This window comes from Parafrankia discariae (assembly GCF_000373365.1).
GTDB classification, from domain to species: domain Bacteria; phylum Actinomycetota; class Actinomycetes; order Frankiales; family Frankiaceae; genus Parafrankia; species Parafrankia discariae.
Genome location: NZ_KB891217.1, coordinates 21,597 through 42,691, shown reverse-complemented (window position 1 = coordinate 42,691; position 21,095 = coordinate 21,597). Strand labels below are relative to the sequence as shown.

Here is a 21,095-nt window from a genome sequence, read left to right as displayed (position 1 = left end):
CAGCCCATGTCCGAGTACGGCAGAGGCGAGTACGGCGAAGGCCACTACGGCATCGGGGTGGACAACCTCCTCGAGGCTTTCGGTCTTGGTCTGTACGGCCTTGGCTCGTATGGGATCGGTGACATCACCGGCCCCCCGCCGAGCACGTACGGCATCGGTGTCTACGGCGCCGGTGTCTACGGCATCGGTGGGGCGACCGCTGAGCCGGACCCGCCGCCACCGGAGAAGGACGCGGAGGTCCAGCCGGTCGCGCCGGCCGGTGGGGGGTTCTGGACGGGCGCGTTGTCGTACGGAGGCATGGTCCGCAATTTCGGGGTGATCGATGCGATCACAGAGTGTGCCTGGATCTGGCGTGGGATCGATGGGTGGGACAGCCCGCCAGTGTCCGGGAGCGTGCAGCAGCGAGCTGGTGACCACGGCGGGTGGGCCGGGCCGCAGTTCTGGGCTCCGCGGCCGTTGACGCTGCGGGTGAGTGTTGATGCGCCGACGCAGCTCGCTCGGGACCGGGCCCGCGAGCAGCTCCAGCGGATTCTGCCTGTCTCTGACCTGGCCGTGTTGCGGTATGACGAACCGACCGCATCGAAACGGGTATTGGTCCGCAGGTCCGGGACTCTCACGGAATCGTGCGTGAACCTTGTCTCCTGCGATTTCACGATCGGTCTTGTTGCACCCGACCCGCGTAAGTATTCCGAGGCGCTGCACACCGTGACCGTCGCCGCGGCGGCGGCCGTCACTGGCGGATTGACTCCCCCATTGATTCCCCCCCTGACTTTGGCAGCGCAGCAGGCGACGAGCTCCACGGATCTGGTGAACGCAGGGAACATGGAGACCCGTCCGACGGTGCGGATCATTGGTCCGATCGCGAGCCCGTCTATTGCGAATCTGCGGACGGGCCGGCAGGTGACCTATGAGTCACTTCGGCTTTCATCGACGGATGAGCTTGTCGTGAACATGGATACCCGTCAGGGGTTTCTCAATGGGGCTTTCCGGTCTGCCGATCCGTTGTCTGCGTGGTGGTCGTTGGAACCGGGTGAGAACACCGTTCAGCTTGGCGGCTCCTCGAATGGAACTGCTCGGATGATCATCGAGTGGCGGGATGCGTGGATATGAGGGAGGGAACCTGTGGCGACTGAACTGACAGGCGAACCGCCGCTGTGGGCGAATGGTGCCACATACGACGCGAAGCTGCTGCGGCATCTCGCCGTGTCAGCGGATCAGCCGCTGATTGGTGGCGCTGGGCCGATCGTCGTCCGGTCGGGCGTGCACCCTGGGTACGGGGAGCCGTTGGCGGTGACCACGTCGACCGGCATGAACGTCTACGTTCACGCGGGGTTCGCGACCGTCCAAGGGACAACCACCGCGGACCAGGGGGCGTACCGGACAGGGCTGGCGACTAACGGCACCCTCGCGATCCCGACGAGCAATGCCACGAACCCGCGGCGTGACCTGGTGGTGCTCCAGGTCGAGGACACCGGAGACGAGAACAGCCGCTCCCGCATCCGTCTGATCGCCGGTACACCGGCCCCGGTGCCGGCCGACCCAGCGATCCCAGCCAGTTCCCTGATCCTCGCCCGGGTCACGGTCGGGGCCGGTGTCACCTCGATCCCCGCAACAGCGATCACAGACCTGCGCGTTTTCACTGTGGCGACGGGCGGAATCCTGCCGACCCTGTTCGGTGCGACCGTGAGCAACCCGTACGACGGGATGGCTCGCTACGACACGGACACGGACACGTTGCGAGTCTTCGACGGGGCTAACTGGCAGTACGTCGGAGCGCCCAGCGCACCCCGAGGGATCATCGCCAAGGCATACAACACCATCGGTACGGTCGGCTGGCGGAACGGCCCGGAGGTCTCTCAGCAGTTCCTATCGTTCGTTCCGTTCGTAGCGGGCCGCCGTTATCGGATGGTGAGTAATCTGCGGATCGGCAGTGCCGGCGGCGCGAATACCCCTGGCGATTTCGTGGTGCTCTCCCACAAGATCGGCGGTGTTCGGAAGTCTCAGTATGAGTTCGTCACGTCGCCGGCACTCCAGGGCCTGACCCCGGATTGCATGACGTACGAGACGCTGGTCGACGATGTGACGACTGGATCACAGAACTGCACTCTAGATGCGGTTAATCTTTCCGGCACTGGCTATCACCAGATCATCGCCGGGGGCGGTATCCGCTGCGTGTTCTACGTCGAAGACCTCGGGTCTCTGGTGTAGCGCGGATGGCCGAATACAGGTACTGGGCGACGCACGTCCGAACCGGCGCGGTGCTGGCGGACTGGCTGCCGCTCGACTGCAATTCATTCTCACGCCGGTTGTGCGCGTCCGGGGACCTGACGGCCACGCTCGATCTGCGGGCCAGTGCGACGCAGAACCGGGCCTACCTCGATGCCTTGGAACCGCGCCGGACCATGCTGTGGGTCGGGCAGGACGGCGCACCGATCTGGGCAGGGATCGTCTGGGATTGGCCTCACAGCTCGATCCTGGATTATTCGCTGCCGATTCGGGCCAGCTCGATCGAAAGCCTATTCGGGAAGCGGGAGATCCGCGCGGATCTCCAGTTCACCAGCATAGATCTCTTCGACATCGCCCGAGGACTCGTCACCCGGGGAACGACCGGAACCGGTAAGAACATTGCCGGCCTGGTCTTGCCTCAGACGATGAGCGGTGCCACGCGGAGCACGACCTACGTGGGCGCCGAGAACCGGAAAATTCTTGACGTCCTCCAGGGTCTGGCCAGCAGCGAGAACTTTGAGTTCACCTTCGAGCCAGGATTCAGCGACGAGCACATGTCCGCATTGTTTCTCCGGCTCGGTCGGCCTCAGCTTGGTCTGTCCGCCGAGACAACGCCGATCGTGTTGCAGTTTCCCGGGAACGTCGTCGACTACTCGTTCCCGCGGGTCGGCTCGGACAGCGTGAATTCTTTCCGCGCAACGGCCACATCGTCATCGACGGACGGCATGCAGATGAGCTGGGTGTCGGACTCCGCGCGAGGCCGTGACTTCGTCGACATCGCGGCCGGGTTCCCGGTCCTTGAGGATTCCGGGCAGTTCCCCGGCGGCATTGTCCAATACCAGTCGCAAGTCGATACTTTCGCTGACACCATGCAGCGGCGTCGGGCTCGGACCGTCACCGTGCCGACGGTGACGGTTCCCGGGCCGGTGTATCCGCGGGTGCAGGACATCCCGTTGGGATCATGGGCGTGGCTGGTCGCGAGCTCGCCCCTGCATCCGGAGGACCCGGAGACCGGGCAGCCGGGTCTGGCGACACGGGTTCGGATTATCGGCTGGACGGTGACGCCTCCGGGCGAGGGCCGCGAGGAGACAACGAAGTTGCACCTCGGCGAAGTCGAGGACGATTCGTGAGCCAGTACCGGCCGCCGTTGGAGGAGCAGGCAGCAGCGCAGATCCGAGACGCGCTGGCCCGGTTGCGGGTTCTGGAGCACCGCACGATCCGTGCTCATCCTGATAACACCCTGTATCCGCGTGTGGCGACGATTGATCTGGAGTACAACCCGGCTGAACTCGGCCTGCCGCGGATCACTCTGGATGGGTCGTCTGTGCTGCACCCGCGCCAGATGCCATATCTCAGCGGGTACACCCCCGCGCCGGGTGATCGGGTGTATGTCACCCCGCTGGGCGAGGATTATTTGATCATCGGTCCGGCGGTGGGCCTGAACTCGCCTCCTCCTCCGCTGCCTTCCGAGCCGGAGCCCGATCCGGACCCGCCGCCGACCCCAGATCCAGACCCGGGGAACCCCAATCCCGATCCTGATCCGGGGAACCCGGACCCGCCGGACCCGCCGAACCCGGACCCTGAGGAACCAGATCCGGGCCCGGGAAACCCCGACCCCGATCCCGACCCTGATCCGCCGCCTCCTCCTCCGCCTCCGCCGCCCAGTTTCTGGCTGTCGGGTGTGGCACGTCCGGGTGGGCAGGCGCAGTACACCCAGCAGTCGGTGGACGAGTGGGGTACCTGGCGTGGGCGGCAGACCACATCCGGTCTGACATACAGCCAGAGAACAGGTGGGTGGGACCAGCTAGTCGGCCCGACGTACGTGGTCAACAACTGGACCCGTACAAATTTCGTTCCGTTGATCGGGCAGCCGTTGGGTCCGAACCTGATCGGGTCGGCGGCGAACGGCGCGCAGGCAAATGCGATCAACAGTGGGGCGTACGACTCGCAATGGCGGCGCTGGGGCGATACGTTGAATGCCTTTGTTGCCCGGGGGATGCCGGAGCCGGTCACGAACCTGGCGTTTGAGTTTAACGGGAACTGGTTCCCCTGGTCGTCCGTAAACCCGACTGCGTTCATCCAGGCGTATCGCCGTATTGTCAGCCTCACAAGGGAGACGCGTCCGACTGCGGAGTTCGCATGGACGGTAAACGCTGGGGCGTCTCAAACCTCTGGCGGGGACGCACGGAACTCCTGGCCCGGTCCCGCCTACGTCAACTATATTGGCATCGACCTTTACGACCACTATCCGCAGGCGATCGGGTACGCCGCGGTCAACACCCGCGAATCCACCAATGTTGGCCGGGCAAAGTTCTGGGAAACATTCGCGCTTGCGCAGGGCAAGAAGATTGTTCTGTGCGAGTGGGGATTGAACAACGCGGTAAATAAGCAGGCGTTTGGCGGCCACGATAATCCGGGGTTTATTCAGTGGGTTTACGAATGGCTGCAACACCTGAAGAGCATCAATCTGGTCCACGCCGAGTCATACTTCAACGACGTCGACCCGAACAACGTCTGGTCCGACTTGCTCGGTTCACGTAACCCGCAGTCAAGTTTGAAGTACCGGGAGCTGTGGCGGGTCCCGACGTGACCCGGCCCGCCGGGCGAAGCTGCCCGGCGGCCTCCGGTCCGCTACTGCCCGACGGAGGCGGAGCTTGATCCTGAGAACGAAGCCGGTGGCATGGGAGATGGCGCCCAGTCGCCGCTGCCTGCTGGCGACGGGTTGAAAGCCCGGTCGGGGCCGATAGCCTCGGTGATCACGAAGAGGGCGGCGTCCTCCGTGGGGTGGAGACCGGTCAGGGTGTACCTCGTTCCGTCCTTGCCGTAGCCGATGATCTGAAAGAACACGGTCTCGCCGAGGGTCCGCGGGACGAAGCTGTACGACTCCAGCACGGCAGCGAAGACGACGCCCGGCCCCGCTGTGCCGTCCGGCCGGTTGATGATCTCGCATTGCAGGAGCTTGCCGTCAGCCACCGGGGGCGTCCTCTCGACGGGGCGGCGCCGCCAGCCTTCCGCGGCGGCGGGGAGGGTGGAGCCGACCCGCGCGGCCCCGGGCACGGCGGGTCGGTCCAGGTGCCCCCACCAGGTCACAAGCTAACACCGAACGATTACTCTTGGCACACATGAGCATCAGGGTAGGCCCGGGTACATGCGGTCCATCCACCCGTCGAGCGTGACCAGGTCCGGGTGTCGGGACAGCATCCGCGCGCACCGACCTGCCCACTTCCACTCAGCACGCGCGAGGCGCTGGCGCCAGGTGGACACGTACCGGTACACGGCGCGGACGGTCGTGATGATCGCGTCCCAGGTCTTTGCCAGTTCCTGGCGCAGGGTTTCCAACACGCGGAGGAGTCCGCCGAATTCGTCGCCGTTCATGGCCGCCTTCCTACCAGCGGTCCGGCCGGCCGGACGTGTTGCCGCCGTGGTGGTGCCAGGTCCAGGTGTGCTCCGGCAGGTGCACGATCTTCGCTCCGGCGGCGACGCAGCCGAGGACGAACATCCAGTCTTCCTGCATGAACACCTCGTCGGGCGTGCACTTCAGGTAGCCCACCTGCTGCGCGAGCTCGGTCCGGACCAGGGTGACGATCGTGGTCAGGATCGGGTTGGCCGGGTCGAACGGTTTCCCGAAGTGCGGCAGCGGGTCCCGGCCGGGCGGTTCGAGCTGGTACCAGCTGTAGACGAAGTCGGCGCCGGTCTCCTCGGCGCAGTCCAGGAGCCGTTCGAGGTGCTGCGGCATCCACTCGTCGTCATCGTCGAGGGTGGCCACCCAGGTCGTGCGGGCGGCACGGAGCGCCCGGTCCCGGGTGGCCGGGGCGCCTTCCCGCTGGGTGTCGATGGCGATCGATAGGGCGGCCGGTGGTGCCGTCTGCGCGGTGACGGACGCGACGGCGCGGACGAGCATCCCGGCTCGCGGGGGGATGCTCGGGATGATCGCGGTGACGTCGCGTTTCACCAGCGGTCCGGGAGGCCGCTGGTGTTCCGCCCGTGGTGGTGCCACGTCCAGGTGCGTTCCGGCACGTGGTAGATCTTCGCTCCGGCTTTGATGCACCCGAGGGTGAACAGCCAGTCCTCACCGGCGCGCTGTCCTTCGACGGTGCCGTCTCCGGGCTCGCGGAACCCGACGGCCTTCGCGAGCTCGGTGCGGACCAGGGTCACGATCGTTGTCTGGTGGGGGGCGTCGTCGTCCCACGGCTGGCCGAAGTACTGCGCGAGCGGGTCGGTGCCGCCGGCCACGACGAACCAGGGGTACAGGTAGTCGGCGCCGCTGCTCTCCGCGTGCTCGCGCAGGATCGCGATGTGGTGCGGGCCGAGCTCGTCATCGTCGTCGAGGAACGCCGTCCACTCGGTGGTGACGGCGTCGAGCGCGCGTTGCCGGGTCGCCCACGCGCCTTGGCGGTCGGTGTCGACGGCGACCGACAGGGCGTCGGGGGGCAGGGTCTGCGCGGAGGCGGAGGCAACGGCGCGGGCGAGCAGGCCGGCGCGTGGCGGGATGGTGGGGATGACGACGGTGACGCCGCTGGTCATCGGTGCCTTTCCGGTCGGGTGTGGGTGTGGGTGTGGTGATGGTGGCAACGGCCGGGGGCTGGGAGCGGAAGGCACGCCGCTGGGTTCACCAGGATGTGGCTCCCCACTTCTTCAGGAATTTCTTCCGGTCCTCGTCGGCCCAGCGGGTGAGCGTCGGGGAGAGCGGGTTGCCGTTCGGGGGGTGGGCGACGCGGGTCCCGCCGACGATCCCGGTGCCGCGGCGGCTGCGGGCCTGCCACTCGAGGTCGTCGTCGAGCCACCAGTGGCGGAACTGCGGGTCGCAGCGTAGATCGTGCTCCCCGGCGATGACGAAGGCATAGCCGGGGAGCCGCCGGTACAGGTCGATTGGGGCGGGCTGCCGGTTGATGAACACCTCCCCGTTGGGGAACTGGCCGTGCTGGTCGGGGCCGGCCGCGGTGAGGTCGTGTTCGCGGAGGGCGGTGGCGAGCCGGGTCACGGTGTCGAGGTCGGCGGTGGTGTCGGCGTTGAACACGAAGATCTCGCGCGGGCCGGGGTCGAGTTCGGCGATGGTGTCGAAGCCGGTATTCCACCAGCGGCTCATGTTGTAGCCGGGGCTGCGGTAGTGCACGACCCGTGCGCTGGGGAAGTCCGCGGCGGCGGGTGGGTGGGGGCCGTTCGCGACGATGACGACCCGGTCGGCGGGCATGCCCATGTGCGCGAGGGTGGCCGCCATCTGGGGGATGTCGGGGCGGTGGCAGCAGGCCATGGCCCAGAGGTTCATCGGCCGGCGGTCTCTGTGGGGGCCGGGTGGTCGGCCAGCCAGCTGGGGAGCCAGTGCTGGGCGTACCAGGCGACGGTGTTGGCGGCCCCCGTTTCGAGGGTGGTGAAGAGAGCCGGGTTGGCGATGCCGAGGAGGGTGGAGGTGTCGGCGAGGACTTCGGCGCCGGGCGTCTCCCCGGGGCGCATGGGTAGGTGGTGGATGACGCTGGTGGAGCCAGCGGCGGCCACAATGGTTTCGGCGATCTCGCGGACGGTGGTCCGCCGGCCGGTGCCAGCTTCGATCGGCTGGCTCAGGGCGCCGTGCTCCTCGGTGTAGGTGAGCGTGGCGGCGAGGGCCCACGCGACGTCGGAGACGTGGATCATGTCCATGATCTGCTGGCCGTCGCCGTAGATCTCGATGGGGTTCCCGGTGAGCGCGCGGCAGATGAACGACGGCATGATCTTCCGGACCTTGGACGGGCCGTAGGGTGCGGCGATCGACTGGCCGGGGCCGTAGGCGTTGAGCGCGCGGACGACGCTCACCGCGATGTGGCGCTCGTCGCGGTACATCGCGGCGAACTTCTCGACCGTGGTCTTGGTGATGGCGTAAGTGTTGAGCATCCACCAATTCCCCACGGCGATGTTCACGCCGGGCAGCCGGTACTGCGCGGCGGCTTCCAGGACGTTGAGGCCGCCGAGGACGTTCGTCTCCGCAGCCGGCCGCGGGTTGGTCACGGTCTCCTGGGTGCCGAGTACGCCGGCGAGGTGGACCCACGAGTCGGCGTGGGACATGGCTTCGGTGACGGCGGTGGGGTCGCGGATGTCGCCGAGGATGACGCTGACCGCCGGGTCGTCGAAGGTGGCCTGGCCGGTGCGGTCGAGCACGAGGACTTGGCGGCCGGCGGCGGTGAGGTGTGCGGTGAGGTGCTGCCCGATGAACCCGGCGCCGCCGGTGATTAGGGTGGTGGTCACGGTGTGCTGTCCTCCTCGAGGTTGGGACCGTCGATCGCATCGAGTAGTTGGTCGAGGGCCTGTGCCGCGGCGTGACGATTGGGGTGGTGGCCGGCGAGGCGGGTGTCGAATGCCATGACTCCGGGGGCCTTGGCCCAGAGCGCCCAGCCGTCGCCGTGCTCCCGAATGCCGATGTAGCGGACGGCGTCCGCGCAGAGCACGCCATCGTCGGCGGTTCGTAGCCAGGTGCGGGGCGTGGTCATGCTGGTACAGGGGTCAGGGCGGGCAGGCCGTAGGCGGCGGCCCACTGGCCGGCGGCGCCTTCGATGGTGTGATCGGCGGCGAGTTCGCGGGCGGCCGTGCCCATGCGTTCGCGGAGGTCGGGGTCCTCGGTGAGCTGCCGTAGGCGGCGGGTCCACTCGTGGGGCCGGTCGACGAGGAACCCGGTCTCGCCGTCGCGGACGAATCCGGGGTAGGGGCCGGTGTTCGACGCGATGACCGGGATACCGAGCGCGGCGTACTCCAGGCATTTGATGTAGGACTTCGACCTGTTGAACAGGTGGGGGCGCAGCGGCGCCAGGCCGATATCGAAATCGATCGCCCGGTAGTAGCTGGCCATCTCGTGTTGCCAGATGGTGTGCTGGGTCTGCTCGGGCAGGCCGACCGCGGTGCCGTAGTCGGCGCCGATGGTGTGGAGGCGGCTGGCCTGGTTGCGGCGTAGGTACTGGCGGACCGGGTTGCGGATCTCCGCCCAGTCCATGGCGTGGGTGGCGGACCCGGCCCAGCCGACGGTGAGCGCGGCACGACGTGGCCGGGTCAGGGTGAGCAGCGACGCGGGGATCGTGTTCGGGACGACACGCACGTCCGGGTTCCAGCGGCGGAGTTTCTCGGCGAGGGCCTCGGTGGAGCAGACGACCCAGGAGGCGACGGCGATGTTCGTCCGGATGCGGGCCTGGGTCTCCGGGTCGCTGAACACCCCGTGTGCCAGTGGGGATGAGCTATCGACCTCGGTGAGGTCGTCGTCGATCTCGTAGATCAGGGTGGTGCGGCCTTCGGCTGCGAGGTCCTGCCAGGTGACGGACGGGCCGGGGTTGGTGACTCGCTGGCCGATGATGATGTCGGCATCTCGGCGCCAGTCTGGTGTGAGGACGGCGGATGTGTGGGTGTCGTGGCCGTGTTCGGCGAGCGTTCCGAGGGGCAGGCCGAGGCGGTAGAAGTAGCAGCCGCCGTTATCCGCAGCCCATCCGAAGATCTTCAATCGTGGTCCTGTTCTGCGCGGGCGAGGATGATGCGGGCGTCGGCGAGGAGCTGGCCGACGCGGGTGCGACCGACGCCGATCCGGAGAGCGGCATCGGCTTGGGTGTGGCCGGCGGCCAGGCCGACGACGACCCCGGGCAGCCGGGGGTCGATCGCGCGGAGGCGCGCGAGGAGGGTCCGGACGGCGTCGGCCTGGGCGACGTCGTCCGCGATGTCAGGTGCGGCCGGGGCCGCGGCGTCGGCCGCGCTGGTGATGTCGTCGGTGATGTCGACGTGGGGCTGTGCCAGGCGGCGTCCAGGGATCGCCGCGATGGTGGTGTGGCGCAGGTAGTCGACCACCACCCAGTCGATGCGCCGGTTGACCCAGCGGCGGAGTGCCGCCGGGTCGTCGGCGCGGCTGGTGGCGTGCGGGTCGCTGGCCAGCGCCCGCCAGAGAGCGAGCTGGGCATCCGAGTACAGGTCGTCGTACCGGGTGTCGCTCGGGCTGATCCTCCATCGGGTCCGGAGCCGGTGCGTGATCGCGGTGAGGTGCTGGCGGATCGCGGTGTCGGCGTGGTCCCGGGGGATCGTCATGGTCAGGTGTGCCGGCCCAGGGCGGTGAGGCGGGCGCCGAGCGCCGCCCAGGTGCGGGGTCCGCAGATCCCGTCGGCGCTGAGCGCGGCGCTGAGCTGGAAGACCTTCACCGCGCCGGTGGTGCGTGGCCCGTAGTCGCCGTCGGCGGTGAGCGGGGGTTTCGTGGCGGCGAGGTTGAGGGCCCGTTGCAGCTCGGCGACGTGCGGGCCGGTGGAACCGGCGCGCAGGGTGGGCCGGTCGGCGTACCGGCCGGCGGTGAGGTTGACGACGCCGGGCGGGCTGGTGATCCGCTGGGCGGCGGCGAGAATCTCACCGCGGGCGGCGGCGCGGAGGTCTCCGGGGCAGGTGCGGGGGCCGCCGTAGGGGACGCCGCCCATGCGGTGGGTGCCGATGCCGCCGCCGGCAGGCTGGTCGGTGACGGCCGCAGCCCAGCCGAAGTGCTGCATTCCCCAGGCGAACAGCTCGGCGAGGCGGCGAATTTGGATGGCCGTGTAGCCCTCGGTTTCGTAGCCCTCGGTTTCAACGCTGATCCAGTAGGGGTTGCCAGCGGCCTGCGCCCACGCCTGAAGGTTCAGCGGTACGTACTGCTCGAACCCGCCGGCTTTGGAGAGCCACAGGTGGGTGCTGACGCCGCTGTCCGGGTTGTCGAACCAGCGGAACAGGCTGCCGTTGCCGACCTGAAGGTGCGGGATCAGGCCGCGGGTGGGGGTGACCATCGCCCGGTCCTGGTTGACGTTGCGGACCGGGCGGTATTCGGCGGGCGGGTAGAGGGTTGGAAGGGTGCTCATCGGCGGGCCCCCGGGCAGTTGAGGATCGTGGCGGCGTCGGCGCCTGAGAGCGCGAGGGTGCGACCGAAGAGGGTCTTCGCGTCTGCCGGGTCGAGTTCGGAGAGCGCCACCCAGAACCGGCAGCCGGCGCGGGCGAGGGTAGCCAGGTCTGCCTGCGCGCGGTGCAGCTCGGTCTGCTGCCGGTTGATGTCGGTCTGCTGCTGCTCGATGCGCCGCTGGGCTGCGCGGACGTCACGGAGCTGGGTGGAGACGAACCCGACGATGATCGCGGCGATTGCGAGGACTGACACGGCGGCGGCGAAGCGCAGCGGCCGATCGACGGGTGCGCGGTGGCGGCACCGTCGGGGGCCCTGGCCGGGCGCAGGCTGGGCTGGGCCGTGTTTGTCGGGCGGCGGGGTCGGGGTCACCGGCTGACCGCCAGCAGCGCGAGGACGGCGAGGACGGCGATCGTCAGGTAGGTGAAGGTCCACCGGTACCGGGAGGCGACCCCCCGGCCGGCGGCGGGGGGTCGGGTGTGGTGGGCGGGTCGGTTCGGCGCCGGTCTAGGGCCAGCGGTCCGGGGAGGCCCATCAGCGCCACCAGGCCGGCGAGTAGCCAGGGCCGGTCCAGTCCTGAAATCCAGATCTCGTGGATGAAGCCGCTGGTCCCTACCAGGAATGCCAGCCAGCTCTGTATCGCGGCGTTGGACCACGTTCTCATCTCCGCCGATCACCAAAGCTCCCGGTACGCGGCGCCGGAGCGCGGGTTCTGAGGGACACGCCAAATATCTGATTTGACATTGCGTTCGTCGGTGTCGGAGAAATACACCTCGTAGGCGAGGATGTCAGCGTTGTCGGCGAATAGCTTGCGCATCTTCTCGATGTAGAGCGGGTTATCTCCACCGCCGTCGGGTCCCCGGCCGGACACGACACCCCACTCCCCTACGGCGAACAGCTTGCTGTGGCCGCGGGCGAACGCGGCGAGCCAGCAGGCACCACCCTGGGCGTTGCACTGGGTGTCGAAGGCGACACCGGATGGTGACGGCGGGTAGTGGTCGTAGGCGTCGATGCTGACGATGTCGACCGTTGTGTCACCGGGGTAGAGGTCGAGCGGGTTGTGGCTCGGGGGGTTCTGCGAGTAGTGGGCGTTGATCGCCCAGTCCATCTGCGCGGCGGAGTCCGTTGATTTGATCGCCGCTGCAATGTGCTGCCAGCAGGTTTTGTACAGGGCTGGGTTGGTCGCTGACCACTGGAACCAGTTCCCGTTCGCTTCCCACGCGATCCGGATTATGGACCCGGCCCGGTTCTGGGTTTTCAGGGTGGTCCCGAAGGTGCGCCATTGGGTGTCGTAGTCGCCGCGCGCGCAGGCTGTGTAGGTTCCGCCGGTGTTCTCGGGCCAGGGTGGTACGGAGATGATGAGTTTTCCGGGCCAGCCGCGGAAGTTTCCCCAGATGAATGATTCGCTGCCGACGATGTGTTGCCAGCCCTGGTTGCGGGTGACGAACGTGAGCGCGATGTCGGTGGGGTCTCCGCGCCAGGTCCCGAACGCGGTGACGTTGGCAGCGTTCTGGACTGGTTCGGGGTAGACGCCGGATAGCCAGGTCGCGGGTGGTCGCGCGCTGGTCGGGCTGGTTGTCGGCGTCGGCGCGGGGGCGTCGGGCCCGGGGCCCTCGGCGATGTTCTGGCCGAGGTACGTGGTGAGCGCGACGAGGGCCGTGATCGCAACGGTGATCAGCGTGAAGATAGCGCGGCGCATCTGGACGTCGGTCACGGGTGCGCTGGCGCTGTCGGGCTGGTCTGCCGGGCCCGTGGCCGCGTCGGCTGGCTGAGCTGGTTTGTCCTGCGAGTCGGGCAACGGTTCCCCCCTGGTCGGGTTGCCGCGCCCGTCCCCATCGTGACGCGCGGTTACCGCGACACGCAACGATGAGATGCAACACGACGCAACGCCGCCGTACTGTTTCCCTACGCAGCGGCGAGGGAGAGCGCCGCGAACCGCAAGGGAGACAGGACATGTTGCACAACGAGGACTACACCGAGCACCTGCACGGACTCGGTCTCGCATCGCTCGAAGACACCTCGTACGCACACGAGTACGTGGCGCTCCGCGAGGGGCCCCGGGCAGTTCTGGACGTGATCCACGAGGAGGCGGACGAGCAGCCCGTAGGCGCCGCCGCGGTCGATGCCTGGTTCGACCTGGTCCCCGTGCACGCCTGGGGCGATGCCCTCCCCGACGACGATCTGAGGTGGGTCACGGACATCGCAGCCGCGCTGCGTCCCGAGGTGCAGGCGCTCCTGGCCGCGGCGGCGCCGATCCGCATCGAGCTGCCTGTGACCACCGGGGCGCCGCGGGTTCTGGCGGGCGCGCGGTGAGCGAGGACCTGCGGTTGCGGGTGCAGGTGGAGAACCGGCCCGGACCGATCGGCGGTGGGAACGTCGTCGTCTCGGTGCAGGGCGTGGACGGGGCGCCGGTGCCGGTGATGTTGTTCGGGGTCGGCCCGGTCGACCCGTTCGGCTTGGACGCGGCCGGGGTCCTGGCTCTGCTCGACCGGCCCCAGACGTCGCGGTGGGCCGGCGTGCCTGCTCAGGTGGCCAGCCGGAACCGGATGTACCAGTGGATCACCGTGCACGCCCTGGCGGTTGACCGGGCGTTCGCGGCCGACGAGCTCGACGAGGTCGCGTGGCGGATCAGCGAGTTGGAAGAGCGGCGGGCGGGGCTGCGAGCGTTGCTCGCTGAGCGGCCGGCCGTGCTGGACGCATATCCGGCGGGTGTCGTGTGACGACCGAGATCGTGCCCGCCACCGAGAAGCTCCTCTTCTACTGCCCGCTGTGCACCTGCCCGACGTGCACGCAGCGGCGCGCGCATGACGGGGCCGCTCATCCGCTGACCGAACTGCGCATGTGGTTGGGCTGGTCCCTGGAGCGGCTGTCCCGGGAGGTCGCTGCCGGTGCGCGATTGATCGGCGCTGGGCGTCCCGCGCACAACCGGCAGAAGACCTGGCGGTGGGAGCACCGCGGTGTGGTGCCGGGTCTGGTCGAGCAGGGCGGCCTTGGCTACCTGTTCGGCGTGTCGTCGGCGGATAGGAGGGCCAACCCGTGGCCGGGCTGGTTGCCGACTGTGGCCGAACTGGCCGAGCGGGGAGGCGTGAGAAGGACCGAGATTCGCGTGGGCGGCCGGGTCACCGCGTCGCGGAAGTACACCGCCCTGTGATCTGAACAGAAGGACCGAGGCCGATGCCGGCACATCCCGCGCGTGGGGTGTGCCGGCATCGGTGTGTCAGGAGCAGGAAGGGGTGGCGTGGTGGGCGCTGATAGCGCGGAGGACGGGCCGTACTGGCAGGCGCGGGGGGCATGTCTGGAGTACCCGACGGAGTGGTGGGAAGACGCCGACGTTGCGGTGTCGGAGGTGCTGCCGGGCCGGAAGGGCCAGCGGGCCCTCGGTGAGCGGGCGGAGAACAGGCGACGGCAGACGCTGGCGTTGGCTGTGTGTGCTGGCTGCGCGGTGGAGTTGGAGTGCCTGGTCGAGCGGGCGGCGGCCGAGCCGCCGAGCGCCCGGTCGGGGACGTTCGGTGGGATGACGCACACGCAGCGGAGCCGGAGGGGGGCGGTGGCGGCGCGGGTTGCCGAGTTGCGGGCGGCGCGTGAAGACCGAGGCTAGTGGTCTTTGCGTGGGTGCGGGGGCCGGGTGTTCAGCCGCTTTCTCCCGGCAAGGGCGTGCCGGGTTCTAGCCTTCCTTTCACCTTTCCGCTTGTTCACTTTGCGCATGTGCAGGGGGACCATCGTGCTATGGGCATCGCAAACAGCGCGGGGACGTCACGGCGGGCCATGCTCGCCGTGCCCATCCTGGGAGCGTTCGGGGTGACAGCCGGCGCCATCGAGGTGTTGCCGATCGACACCCTCGACGAACGCATCAAGACTGCCGGGCTGGCGTACGACCATCGGCCACCCGCTGACACGCTGGCCGTGGTGCTCCCGCTCGCTCGCGGCGCCGTGCTGGGGGCCCGGCAAACACGGTCCGCCGGGCGACGGTCCGCGTATACGCGGCTGGCGGCGCGCGGGCATCTTCTCGCCGGGCAGGCGTTCACCCACACCGGTCGGACCGAGCGAGCACGGCAGGCCCTGTTCGCCGCCGGGCAGGAAGCCCAGGCCATCGGCGATATCCACACCAGGGCTCATGTCCTCGCGTTGTCGGCGCGGATCGCGGACAAGGCCGGGCACCGGAAAGCTGCCGTCGAGCTGGCACGGCAGGGTCGGCGGGTCGCGCCGAGGAACAGCCCGATGGAAGCAATGCTTGCGATCAAGTACGAGGCGGGGGCCCTGTCGAGCACCTACCGGACGTCGGAGATCGCAGTAGCGATCCGTGCGGGAGACCGGGCGTTCGCCCGGTCCGGTGAGCAGCGCGACCCGCCGCGCGGCTGGTCGTTCCTCGACGACGGGATACACCCCGGTGACCTCGCGCTGTCGGCTGCGGGTGCGCTCGCTGCCGCCCGAGAGCCGGTCGGTGAGTGGCTGGAGGTCGCGCAGGCTGACGCTGATTCGTCGGGGGCGCACGCGATGCGCGCGGCTGTGCGGATCGTGTCCGCGCGGGACGCGGTGAACCGGCGGGATTTCGACGCGGCGTCACAGGCCCTGAACGAGGCTGTGACGATCTGCCCGGATGCGCGGACGTGGCTGGCTCGTGAGGTGCTCGAAGTCGCCGGGTTGATTCGTGCTGGTGGGGGTGGTGCGGTTGATGCGGCGGTTACCGCGCAGGGGTGGTTGGGGTTGCCTCGGCGGCCGGGGGATTCGACGCAGATCTGAATTCTGGAAGGTAGACCACTGGTAGATCACACTGATATCTGTGCGTGGATTGACGTGGCCCCCTCCCCGCATCTGACACTGTCCGTATCCCGGTCATAATCGGGCAGCTTTGGAAAGGGGTGGCCGCCGTGAGCGCGGTCCTGGCTCGGTCTCGGTCCCGTCCTCGTTTCGCCTGTAGCCGGTGCGGCCGTGAGGTGGAGCGGGCGATGTCGCTGGTTTCCGGCGAGTACTGGCAGGAGCCGGCCGATGACCTGTTCTCTCGGACGGTTCACGAGTGCACCCGTAACGCGCCGGTCGCAGTGCTCACCGTGGCCGGTGACCAGGTCGAAGTTCGCCCACAGGGCACTGCTCGGCCGCTGGTCCTGCGGGCGCTCGCGGGCCGGCTGACCGGCCCGGTGTGGGCGCTGCCTCGTGTGCTGGTCGGGCTCGCGCGTGCGGGTGTGGTGGTGGTGCTGCCGGTCGGGGGCCGGTGACGCTCTGCCCGCGTGTCACGCCCGACGCGCCGCGTAGGAAGAACGTACGCTGGACATAGATCACTTTCTTCGTAGCCCGGGGATTTTGATCAAGGGCCGTTCCGGTGTCTCACCACCGGGGCGGCCCGCTTTTTTGTGTCAGGTGGCTTCGCCAGGCCGGTAGGTACGCTGACGGCCGGCCGCCGGGCCGATGGCCGTCCGGGCCGCGATGATCCCTCGCGCCCGGACGGCCAGACCCCCTACACCACGAGTGGTGTTCGGGCCGCGGTCTCGGGCGCTGACGCTGGCAGCTCCGGGAAGAGTTCGCCGCCGAGGTGCGCGGCGATCAGGTCGGCGTCGGCGCAGTTCGTGGGCGCGTCCACGATCCGGACGGCCCACAGGTCGACGCCGGCCGCGATCGCCCAGCAGCCCGACCCGGCTGGTGTCTGCCCGGCCGTCCAGCGGTAGGCGTCCCGCTCCCCCACCGTCGGGAAGATCAGGATCTCGGTGGGGCTGTGGAGCGCGGAGCCGTCGGCCGGGGTGAGGGTTCGTGCCCAGCCGGCGTGCGGTGGCGGGGCGAGCGGGCTGGTGGTCGCGTCGTCTCCGGCGAGGGTCCGCAGGCGGGTCGTGTACTCGTCGAGCAGGGCCTGGCCCTGCTCATCTGCGAGAGGGGCCGGGGGTGTGGCCGCGGTGGCGGTGGGTGCGGGCGGGCCGCCGGGCGGGTTGGGGACGGGCGCGCAGCCGGCGGCGGCTGTGATGAGCAGTCCGGCGGCTACGGCGAGTAGCAGTCCGGCGGCGGCGAGGACGGCCCGGTTGGGGCATGTGCAGGTCATGGGGCGGGATCGTGAGGGCTGCTGGTGGTGGGGGCGGGTGAGGCTCGCCGTGTGTGCCACTGGCCGGTCACGCAAACTGTGATCATCTGGTGTGTCGCTGCGGGCCGGCACGCCCGACTGGTGGTGCGGTCCGCGACACGCCAGTCACGGCGCGTGCGCGGCTGGCGTCGTCCAGGGCATGATTCGAGATGCGTCACACAGCGACTTGATGTTGCAGGGTGACACCGCACGCCACAATTAGATCGGCCCAGCCTGGCGTACTTGGGAGAGCCGCCGAGGCCGGGCCTAGATCGAAATCCCGAACCAGACACAGGGAGATCGACTTATGGCAATCATGCCTTCGGCTACGCAGACGCGCCACGCGCCGCGCGGGGTGAGCTACACCACCCACACCGTCCGCCGGGCGGGCGGCGCCGCCCGGCCGGGCACTACCCCCACGCGCTGGGCGCTGCGCCACCCGGCGCAGCTCGACCCGTCCGCGCGCTGCGTCCTCGCCCTGCTCGCCGACCACGCCGACGCCAACGGCCGCGGCGCCGTCATCACCGGCGGCGCGATCGCCGAGACGTTGGGGCTGAAGATCCGCGCGGTGCGGACCATCCTCGCGGACCTCCGCGCCGCCGGCCTGATCTCGGCCGGCGATCAGAAGCTGGTCGAGGATCTGCCGGCGAACCGGCGTCCGTCCGTGTGGGACCTGGGCATGGGCATCAGCACAGCCGGTGCGCAGTGAGTGTCGACGCGATGGTGTGGGCGCTCCGGAGCGCGCCGGTTGGCCGGTCGGCTCCGGGCCGGACGGCGCACTCCGCGCGGCTCGTGCTGCTCGAACTCGCCGAGCGCGCCGACAGCCGTGGCTGCGGGGCGTGGCAGGCCGCGGCGACGATGGCCGCGACGTTGGGCATGCACGTGTCGAAGATCCGCGCGTACCTCGCCCTACTGGAATCGGACGGGCTGATCGTGCGCGGTGATCAGAGCCTGGTCGAGCACATCCCCGGGGGTCACCGGCCGGTGGTGTGGAACCTGTGCATGGACCAGGTGCGTTCGGCCGCCGACACGGCTGACCTACCGTCGAAGGTAGCTCGTGGTGGCCGACCGTCGAAGGTAGGCCGCGACGTCGCAGGCGGGCGCGCCCTTGGCACGGAGAACCCTTCGACAGACAGCGATCCTGCCGAGGAGCGGCCTACCGTCGAAGGTCCCCCGGCGCCGGTGCAGCCGGCGCTGGTCGACCTCGACGGCCTACCTTCGACGGTTGGTCAGGACGAGCAGCGGCCTACCTTCGACGGTTCCCGTGACCTACCCTCGACGGTAGCCAAACCAAAAACAGAACCAAGAACTACTTGCTTCCCTACGGGAAGCAAGACGGGCGCGAGCGCAGGCGCACGTACGCGAGTACCCCGCAAGGGCAGGCCGGGCCAGCCTGACACGCCGGTCAGCCCCAAGGCCCGGGAGAACGCCGCCGTCTCACAGGCCCTCCTCGATGAGCACCTCGCCCAGATGCTGCCCGCCCGCCCCACCAAGCGGGTGATCGCGGAGACACTGGCCGTCATCGGTGAACTCGTCGATGGAGGAACGTCCGCCGAGCACATCCGGGCCGGGCTCGCGGAGTACCGGGCGAAGCCCCGCTTCGGCCCGAAGAAGATCGCCGACTATGCGCTCCAGGCCGCGACCGCCCCGGCTCCCGGCTCGGCGCGTTCCGGTGGCTACGTCGACCGGCAGCAGGCGAACCGCGACGCGCTCGCGCAGACCGCGGCGATGCACAACGCTCGGGTGGCGGCTGGCCAGGCCACCGAAGGCGCTGGCCGCCCCAATTCGTTTGGGCTATGGCCATCGGCTGTGGCCGCCCAGCCAGCCGGGCAGGACTGGTCGGGGCAGCCTGGCCCGTTCGACGATCCGCACGCGGTCCGCCGACCGTTCACAGTGATCACCGGCGAGGTGGCGTCGTGAACCTCCCCGAGACCGTCGCCCTCCTCGCGATCATCACCGAACTCGACGCGAGGATCACGGTCACGCCCGACCCCGGGGACGGCCGGCCGCACACCGCCGCGCTGTGGGCGCGGCTCCTCGCCGACATCCCCCTGCACCTCGCGGACGAGGCCGTGATGGCGCACTACCGGAGCACCGGGCCGCGCATCACCCCGGGCCACATCGTCGAGTACGTCGCGACGGTGGGGGACGCGCTGCCCCCGACGAGCGACGCCGCTTACCGGCAGATCCGCCGCTGGCTGGCCTGGCGGGGCCCGACGGGCAGCCCGCGGCCGCACGACACCGACCGCGAGGACGGCGAGGGGCGCGAGCCGAAGGTGCACCCCCTCACCCGCCGGGTCGCTGACACCCTGGGCCTGTCGTGGATGGAGACCGCCCCCGAGGGCGTGGTCCGCGCGGCCTGGCGCGCGGAGTACACCCAGGCGGCCGACCGGTCCCGGCAACAGGTGCTGAGCCGGCCGGGCGGGATCGACTCGGCGCGCCGGCAGCTCGCCGAGACGGGTCCGGCGTGGGAGGCACGGGCGTTGCCGCGAGCCGCCGACGAGAAGCCCCGCCCGGCCGATGGCCGGAAGGCGCTGCCGGCCGGGCCGCCGGTGCGGCTTGACACCGAGGAGAAGCGCGCCGCGGTCGCCGAACTCCGTGCGCTGCTGGGCCGGGCCCGGCCGGCGGCGCGCGGCGAGGTGCGCCCGGTGGGTGGGTGGCGGGGGCTGGCCGGCCCGATTCCTGAGCCGGTGGCGGACGGCGGGGTGCCGGACCTCGAGCGTGCGCGTCAGATCAACGCTCTCCGCGAGTGGGCGGCTGCGCAGGGCGAGCCCCTTCCGGGTCCGAACGCGGCGACAGCGTGAGAGCGCCCGTGCGGCCCGCCGTCGGGTGGGGGGTGCCCGTCCCCTTCGGGGGGCGGGGTTCGGCCGTGTGCGTGGACGTGAGGGCCGCCGGTTGCGCCGCGCGGCCCGTTGGTTGCATCGCGATGCCGCGTGCCGCGACTGCGTAGCGCAACACGCCGGTCTCGCCTCCCCAACTTAAAGTGCCTGGCACGTTAAGTTGATGTCACACCGCAGGGAGTAACCGAAGGAGCCGACACCATGAACGCCACCACCACCGCGATCACCTACGCCGCCGCCATGAAGGTCGCGAACAGCGTGCCCACGGACGCCGGCCGCTTCACCTACGCGATCGGCAGCGACGCCGCAGCCGCCACAAACCGCGCCGCCGCGGTCCTGGACCGGCTCGCCGCACACATCGCCGACGCCGCGAACAAGGTCCGCGCAGGCGAGTCGCTCGAAGGTAGCTGGGTGACCCCGCAGGCCCTGAACGGAGCCGCGCTCGACCTCGCCACCTACGAGGCGCACCGCCAGGCGTGGAACACCCTGCTGGCGGCCTTCCCCGCCGCCAACGCCTGACCAACCCCCACCCCACGAACGCGACGGGAGCCCCGATGCCGACCGCCCAGCAGATCACCGACGCCCGCCGCACCGTCGCGCAGGTAGAAGCACTGATCGATGAGGTGCTCCACGAGATCGCCCGCCGCCTCCTGGCCGACATCGCTGTCACGGACCCGGACGCCGAGCAGCTGACCCGCACCGCCGCCACCCTCAACCGAACCAGGGTCCGCGCCGAGTTCATCAACACGCTTCCCAAGCCTGCCCTCACACACAAGATCCGCACCGCGTACGAGGTCGTAGCCGCCGAGCCCGCCACCCCGTAGCCCCCAGGTCCTGCGGGCCGAGCACCCGGCCCGCAGGACCCCGCCGATCCCCAGAGTCCAGCCCCGGAAGGACCCGCCGTGCTCAGCCTCACCGCCCCGCCCCTCGACCAGCCGACCCCGACCCCCACCGTCGGGATCACCGCGGCCGACCTCATCCGCTCCATCGAGGAGGACATCGCCTACGAGCTGGCGAAGCCCAAGGGCCTGCGTGACCGGCCGTGGCTGGACCAGCTGTACGAGGACCTGCGCGACGCCCGGGAGAACCCCCGCGCCTGGCTCTGCGTCCGCTGACCACCAGCCCACCCGAACCGCGA

General features: G+C 69.6%; 29 protein-coding genes. 16 read left to right on the top strand and 13 right to left on the bottom strand.

Annotation, left to right across the window (positions count from 1 at the left end):
• Nucleotides 1-6: 6 nt before the first annotated feature.
• From B056_RS0116540 to B056_RS42800, 4 genes are read left to right on the top strand one after another with little or no spacing between them, the layout of a single operon-like run.
• On the top strand, nucleotides 7-1,110 hold the full coding sequence (locus B056_RS0116540) for a phage distal tail protein (protein ID WP_018502978.1): 1,104 nt from the start codon (nucleotides 7-9) through the stop codon (nucleotides 1,108-1,110).
• A gap of 12 nt (nucleotides 1,111-1,122) precedes the next feature.
• Entirely contained in the window at nucleotides 1,123-2,208 is a 1,086-nt protein-coding gene (locus B056_RS39505; RefSeq protein WP_154677074.1) for a hypothetical protein, read from the top strand.
• A gap of 5 nt (nucleotides 2,209-2,213) precedes the next feature.
• Nucleotides 2,214-3,356: a hypothetical protein gene (locus tag B056_RS0116530; protein ID WP_018502976.1), complete on the top strand. Its 1,143-nt coding sequence runs from the start codon at nucleotides 2,214-2,216 to the stop codon at nucleotides 3,354-3,356.
• Nucleotides 3,353-4,816, top strand: coding sequence for a glycosyl hydrolase (locus B056_RS42800; RefSeq protein WP_154677073.1), 1,464 nt, complete (start codon nucleotides 3,353-3,355; stop codon nucleotides 4,814-4,816). The genes B056_RS0116530 and B056_RS42800 overlap by 4 nt, the downstream gene beginning before the upstream one ends.
• A 41-nt stretch (nucleotides 4,817-4,857) precedes the next feature.
• On the opposite strand, the gene B056_RS0116520 is transcribed toward B056_RS42800, so the two are convergent.
• The 12 genes from B056_RS0116520 to B056_RS36840 form a co-directional block, all read right to left on the bottom strand.
• On the bottom strand, nucleotides 4,858-5,199 hold the full coding sequence (locus B056_RS0116520) for a hypothetical protein (RefSeq protein WP_154677072.1): 342 nt from the start codon (nucleotides 5,197-5,199) through the stop codon (nucleotides 4,858-4,860).
• Between the two features lie 156 nt (nucleotides 5,200-5,355).
• Nucleotides 5,356-5,601 (bottom strand): hypothetical protein, encoded by a 246-nt coding sequence (locus B056_RS0116515; protein ID WP_018502973.1) that lies wholly within the window; start codon nucleotides 5,599-5,601, stop codon nucleotides 5,356-5,358.
• A gap of 10 nt (nucleotides 5,602-5,611) precedes the next feature.
• The gene (locus B056_RS0116510; protein WP_018502972.1) at nucleotides 5,612-6,178 is read right to left on the bottom strand and encodes a glycosyltransferase family 2 protein; all 567 of its coding nucleotides are present in this window, start codon (nucleotides 6,176-6,178) and stop codon (nucleotides 5,612-5,614) included.
• Complete coding sequence (locus B056_RS0116505; protein WP_018502971.1) at nucleotides 6,175-6,750, bottom strand: glycosyltransferase family 2 protein; 576 nt, start codon at nucleotides 6,748-6,750, stop codon at nucleotides 6,175-6,177. Before B056_RS0116505 ends, B056_RS0116510 begins: the two co-directional genes overlap by 4 nt.
• An 85-nt stretch (nucleotides 6,751-6,835) precedes the next feature.
• Nucleotides 6,836-7,492, bottom strand: a complete 657-nt coding sequence (locus B056_RS0116500) for a glycosyltransferase family 2 protein (protein WP_018502970.1) — start codon at nucleotides 7,490-7,492, stop codon at nucleotides 6,836-6,838.
• Entirely contained in the window at nucleotides 7,489-8,442 is a 954-nt protein-coding gene (locus tag B056_RS36845; RefSeq protein ID WP_018502969.1) for an NAD-dependent epimerase/dehydratase family protein, read from the bottom strand. Before B056_RS36845 ends, B056_RS0116500 begins: the two co-directional genes overlap by 4 nt.
• The gene (locus tag B056_RS0116490) at nucleotides 8,439-8,684 is read right to left on the bottom strand and encodes a hypothetical protein (RefSeq protein WP_026239776.1); all 246 of its coding nucleotides are present in this window, start codon (nucleotides 8,682-8,684) and stop codon (nucleotides 8,439-8,441) included. The genes B056_RS36845 and B056_RS0116490 overlap by 4 nt, the downstream gene beginning before the upstream one ends.
• Nucleotides 8,681-9,679 carry a glycosyltransferase gene (locus tag B056_RS0116485; RefSeq protein WP_018502967.1) on the bottom strand — a complete coding sequence of 333 codons (999 nt, stop codon included), beginning with the start codon at nucleotides 9,677-9,679 and terminating at the stop codon, nucleotides 8,681-8,683. The genes B056_RS0116490 and B056_RS0116485 overlap by 4 nt, the downstream gene beginning before the upstream one ends.
• Entirely contained in the window at nucleotides 9,676-10,251 is a 576-nt protein-coding gene (locus B056_RS0116480; protein ID WP_018502966.1) for a hypothetical protein, read from the bottom strand. Before B056_RS0116480 ends, B056_RS0116485 begins: the two co-directional genes overlap by 4 nt.
• Nucleotides 10,252-10,253: 2 nt before the next feature.
• A complete protein-coding gene (locus tag B056_RS0116475) occupies nucleotides 10,254-11,039 on the bottom strand; it encodes a peptidoglycan recognition protein family protein (protein WP_018502965.1) in 786 nt (261 codons plus the stop codon).
• A complete protein-coding gene (locus B056_RS0116470) occupies nucleotides 11,036-11,329 on the bottom strand; it encodes a hypothetical protein (RefSeq protein WP_018502964.1) in 294 nt (97 codons plus the stop codon). Before B056_RS0116470 ends, B056_RS0116475 begins: the two co-directional genes overlap by 4 nt.
• 418 nt (nucleotides 11,330-11,747) lie before the next feature.
• A complete protein-coding gene (locus tag B056_RS36840; RefSeq protein WP_018502963.1) occupies nucleotides 11,748-12,788 on the bottom strand; it encodes a glycoside hydrolase family 26 protein in 1,041 nt (346 codons plus the stop codon).
• Between the two features lie 239 nt (nucleotides 12,789-13,027).
• Here B056_RS36840 and B056_RS36835 point away from each other — a divergent pair, with 239 nt between their 5' ends.
• The 6 genes from B056_RS36835 (at nucleotide 13,028) to B056_RS0116435 (ending at nucleotide 16,287) form a co-directional block, all read left to right on the top strand.
• The gene (locus B056_RS36835; RefSeq protein ID WP_018502962.1) at nucleotides 13,028-13,387 is read left to right on the top strand and encodes a hypothetical protein; all 360 of its coding nucleotides are present in this window, start codon (nucleotides 13,028-13,030) and stop codon (nucleotides 13,385-13,387) included.
• Entirely contained in the window at nucleotides 13,384-13,794 is a 411-nt protein-coding gene (locus B056_RS0116455; RefSeq protein ID WP_018502961.1) for a hypothetical protein, read from the top strand. Before B056_RS36835 ends, B056_RS0116455 begins: the two co-directional genes overlap by 4 nt.
• On the top strand, nucleotides 13,791-14,225 hold the full coding sequence (locus tag B056_RS39500; protein WP_018502960.1) for a hypothetical protein: 435 nt from the start codon (nucleotides 13,791-13,793) through the stop codon (nucleotides 14,223-14,225). Before B056_RS0116455 ends, B056_RS39500 begins: the two co-directional genes overlap by 4 nt.
• An 87-nt stretch (nucleotides 14,226-14,312) precedes the next feature.
• Nucleotides 14,313-14,672 (top strand): WhiB family transcriptional regulator, encoded by a 360-nt coding sequence (locus tag B056_RS0116445; RefSeq protein ID WP_018502959.1) that lies wholly within the window; start codon nucleotides 14,313-14,315, stop codon nucleotides 14,670-14,672.
• A complete protein-coding gene (locus B056_RS0116440) occupies nucleotides 14,672-15,814 on the top strand; it encodes a hypothetical protein (protein WP_154677070.1) in 1,143 nt (380 codons plus the stop codon). Before B056_RS0116445 ends, B056_RS0116440 begins: the two co-directional genes overlap by 1 nt.
• A 206-nt stretch (nucleotides 15,815-16,020) precedes the next feature.
• A complete protein-coding gene (locus B056_RS0116435; protein WP_035751712.1) occupies nucleotides 16,021-16,287 on the top strand; it encodes a hypothetical protein in 267 nt (88 codons plus the stop codon).
• A gap of 239 nt (nucleotides 16,288-16,526) precedes the next feature.
• On the opposite strand, the gene B056_RS0116430 is transcribed toward B056_RS0116435, so the two are convergent.
• A complete protein-coding gene (locus B056_RS0116430; RefSeq protein ID WP_018502956.1) occupies nucleotides 16,527-17,099 on the bottom strand; it encodes a hypothetical protein in 573 nt (190 codons plus the stop codon).
• A gap of 325 nt (nucleotides 17,100-17,424) precedes the next feature.
• Between B056_RS0116430 and B056_RS36825 the strand changes: the two genes are divergently transcribed.
• The 6 genes from B056_RS36825 to B056_RS0116400 all read left to right on the top strand — a co-directional run bounded on the left by B056_RS36825 (nucleotide 17,425) and on the right by B056_RS0116400 (nucleotide 21,072).
• Nucleotides 17,425-17,826 (top strand): helix-turn-helix domain-containing protein, encoded by a 402-nt coding sequence (locus tag B056_RS36825; protein WP_154677069.1) that lies wholly within the window; start codon nucleotides 17,425-17,427, stop codon nucleotides 17,824-17,826.
• A gap of 83 nt (nucleotides 17,827-17,909) precedes the next feature.
• Entirely contained in the window at nucleotides 17,910-19,037 is a 1,128-nt protein-coding gene (locus B056_RS42795; RefSeq protein ID WP_154677068.1) for a hypothetical protein, read from the top strand.
• Nucleotides 19,034-19,921 carry a serine/threonine-protein kinase gene (locus B056_RS0116415; RefSeq protein WP_018502953.1) on the top strand — a complete coding sequence of 296 codons (888 nt, stop codon included), beginning with the start codon at nucleotides 19,034-19,036 and terminating at the stop codon, nucleotides 19,919-19,921. The genes B056_RS42795 and B056_RS0116415 overlap by 4 nt, the downstream gene beginning before the upstream one ends.
• A 237-nt stretch (nucleotides 19,922-20,158) precedes the next feature.
• On the top strand, nucleotides 20,159-20,476 hold the full coding sequence (locus B056_RS0116410) for a hypothetical protein (protein ID WP_018502952.1): 318 nt from the start codon (nucleotides 20,159-20,161) through the stop codon (nucleotides 20,474-20,476).
• Nucleotides 20,477-20,511: 35 nt separating this feature from the next.
• Complete coding sequence (locus B056_RS0116405; protein ID WP_018502951.1) at nucleotides 20,512-20,781, top strand: hypothetical protein; 270 nt, start codon at nucleotides 20,512-20,514, stop codon at nucleotides 20,779-20,781.
• A 78-nt stretch (nucleotides 20,782-20,859) separates the two neighbouring features.
• Complete coding sequence (locus B056_RS0116400; protein ID WP_018502950.1) at nucleotides 20,860-21,072, top strand: hypothetical protein; 213 nt, start codon at nucleotides 20,860-20,862, stop codon at nucleotides 21,070-21,072.
• The last annotated feature ends 23 nt before the right edge of the window (nucleotides 21,073-21,095 follow it).

Coding starts and splice junctions, on each gene's coding strand:
- B056_RS36825 (WP_154677069.1), top strand. CDS start 17,425: ATGGCAATCATGCCTTCGGCTACGCAGACGCGCCACGCGCCGCGCGGG.
- B056_RS0116530 (WP_018502976.1), top strand. CDS start 2,214: ATGGCCGAATACAGGTACTGGGCGACGCACGTCCGAACCGGCGCGGTG.
- B056_RS36835 (WP_018502962.1), top strand. CDS start 13,028: ATGTTGCACAACGAGGACTACACCGAGCACCTGCACGGACTCGGTCTC.
- B056_RS0116405 (WP_018502951.1), top strand. CDS start 20,512: ATGCCGACCGCCCAGCAGATCACCGACGCCCGCCGCACCGTCGCGCAG.
- B056_RS0116435 (WP_035751712.1), top strand. CDS start 16,021: ATGTCGCTGGTTTCCGGCGAGTACTGGCAGGAGCCGGCCGATGACCTG.
- B056_RS0116430 (WP_018502956.1), bottom strand. CDS start 17,099: ATGACCTGCACATGCCCCAACCGGGCCGTCCTCGCCGCCGCCGGACTG.
- B056_RS0116515 (WP_018502973.1), bottom strand. CDS start 5,601: ATGAACGGCGACGAATTCGGCGGACTCCTCCGCGTGTTGGAAACCCTG.
- B056_RS0116505 (WP_018502971.1), bottom strand. CDS start 6,750: ATGACCAGCGGCGTCACCGTCGTCATCCCCACCATCCCGCCACGCGCC.
- B056_RS0116475 (WP_018502965.1), bottom strand. CDS start 11,039: ATGAGCACCCTTCCAACCCTCTACCCGCCCGCCGAATACCGCCCGGTC.
- B056_RS0116490 (WP_026239776.1), bottom strand. CDS start 8,684: ATGACCACGCCCCGCACCTGGCTACGAACCGCCGACGATGGCGTGCTC.
- B056_RS0116540 (WP_018502978.1), top strand. CDS start 7: ATGTCCGAGTACGGCAGAGGCGAGTACGGCGAAGGCCACTACGGCATC.
- B056_RS0116500 (WP_018502970.1), bottom strand. CDS start 7,492: ATGAACCTCTGGGCCATGGCCTGCTGCCACCGCCCCGACATCCCCCAG.
- B056_RS0116480 (WP_018502966.1), bottom strand. CDS start 10,251: ATGACGATCCCCCGGGACCACGCCGACACCGCGATCCGCCAGCACCTC.
- B056_RS0116410 (WP_018502952.1), top strand. CDS start 20,159: ATGAACGCCACCACCACCGCGATCACCTACGCCGCCGCCATGAAGGTC.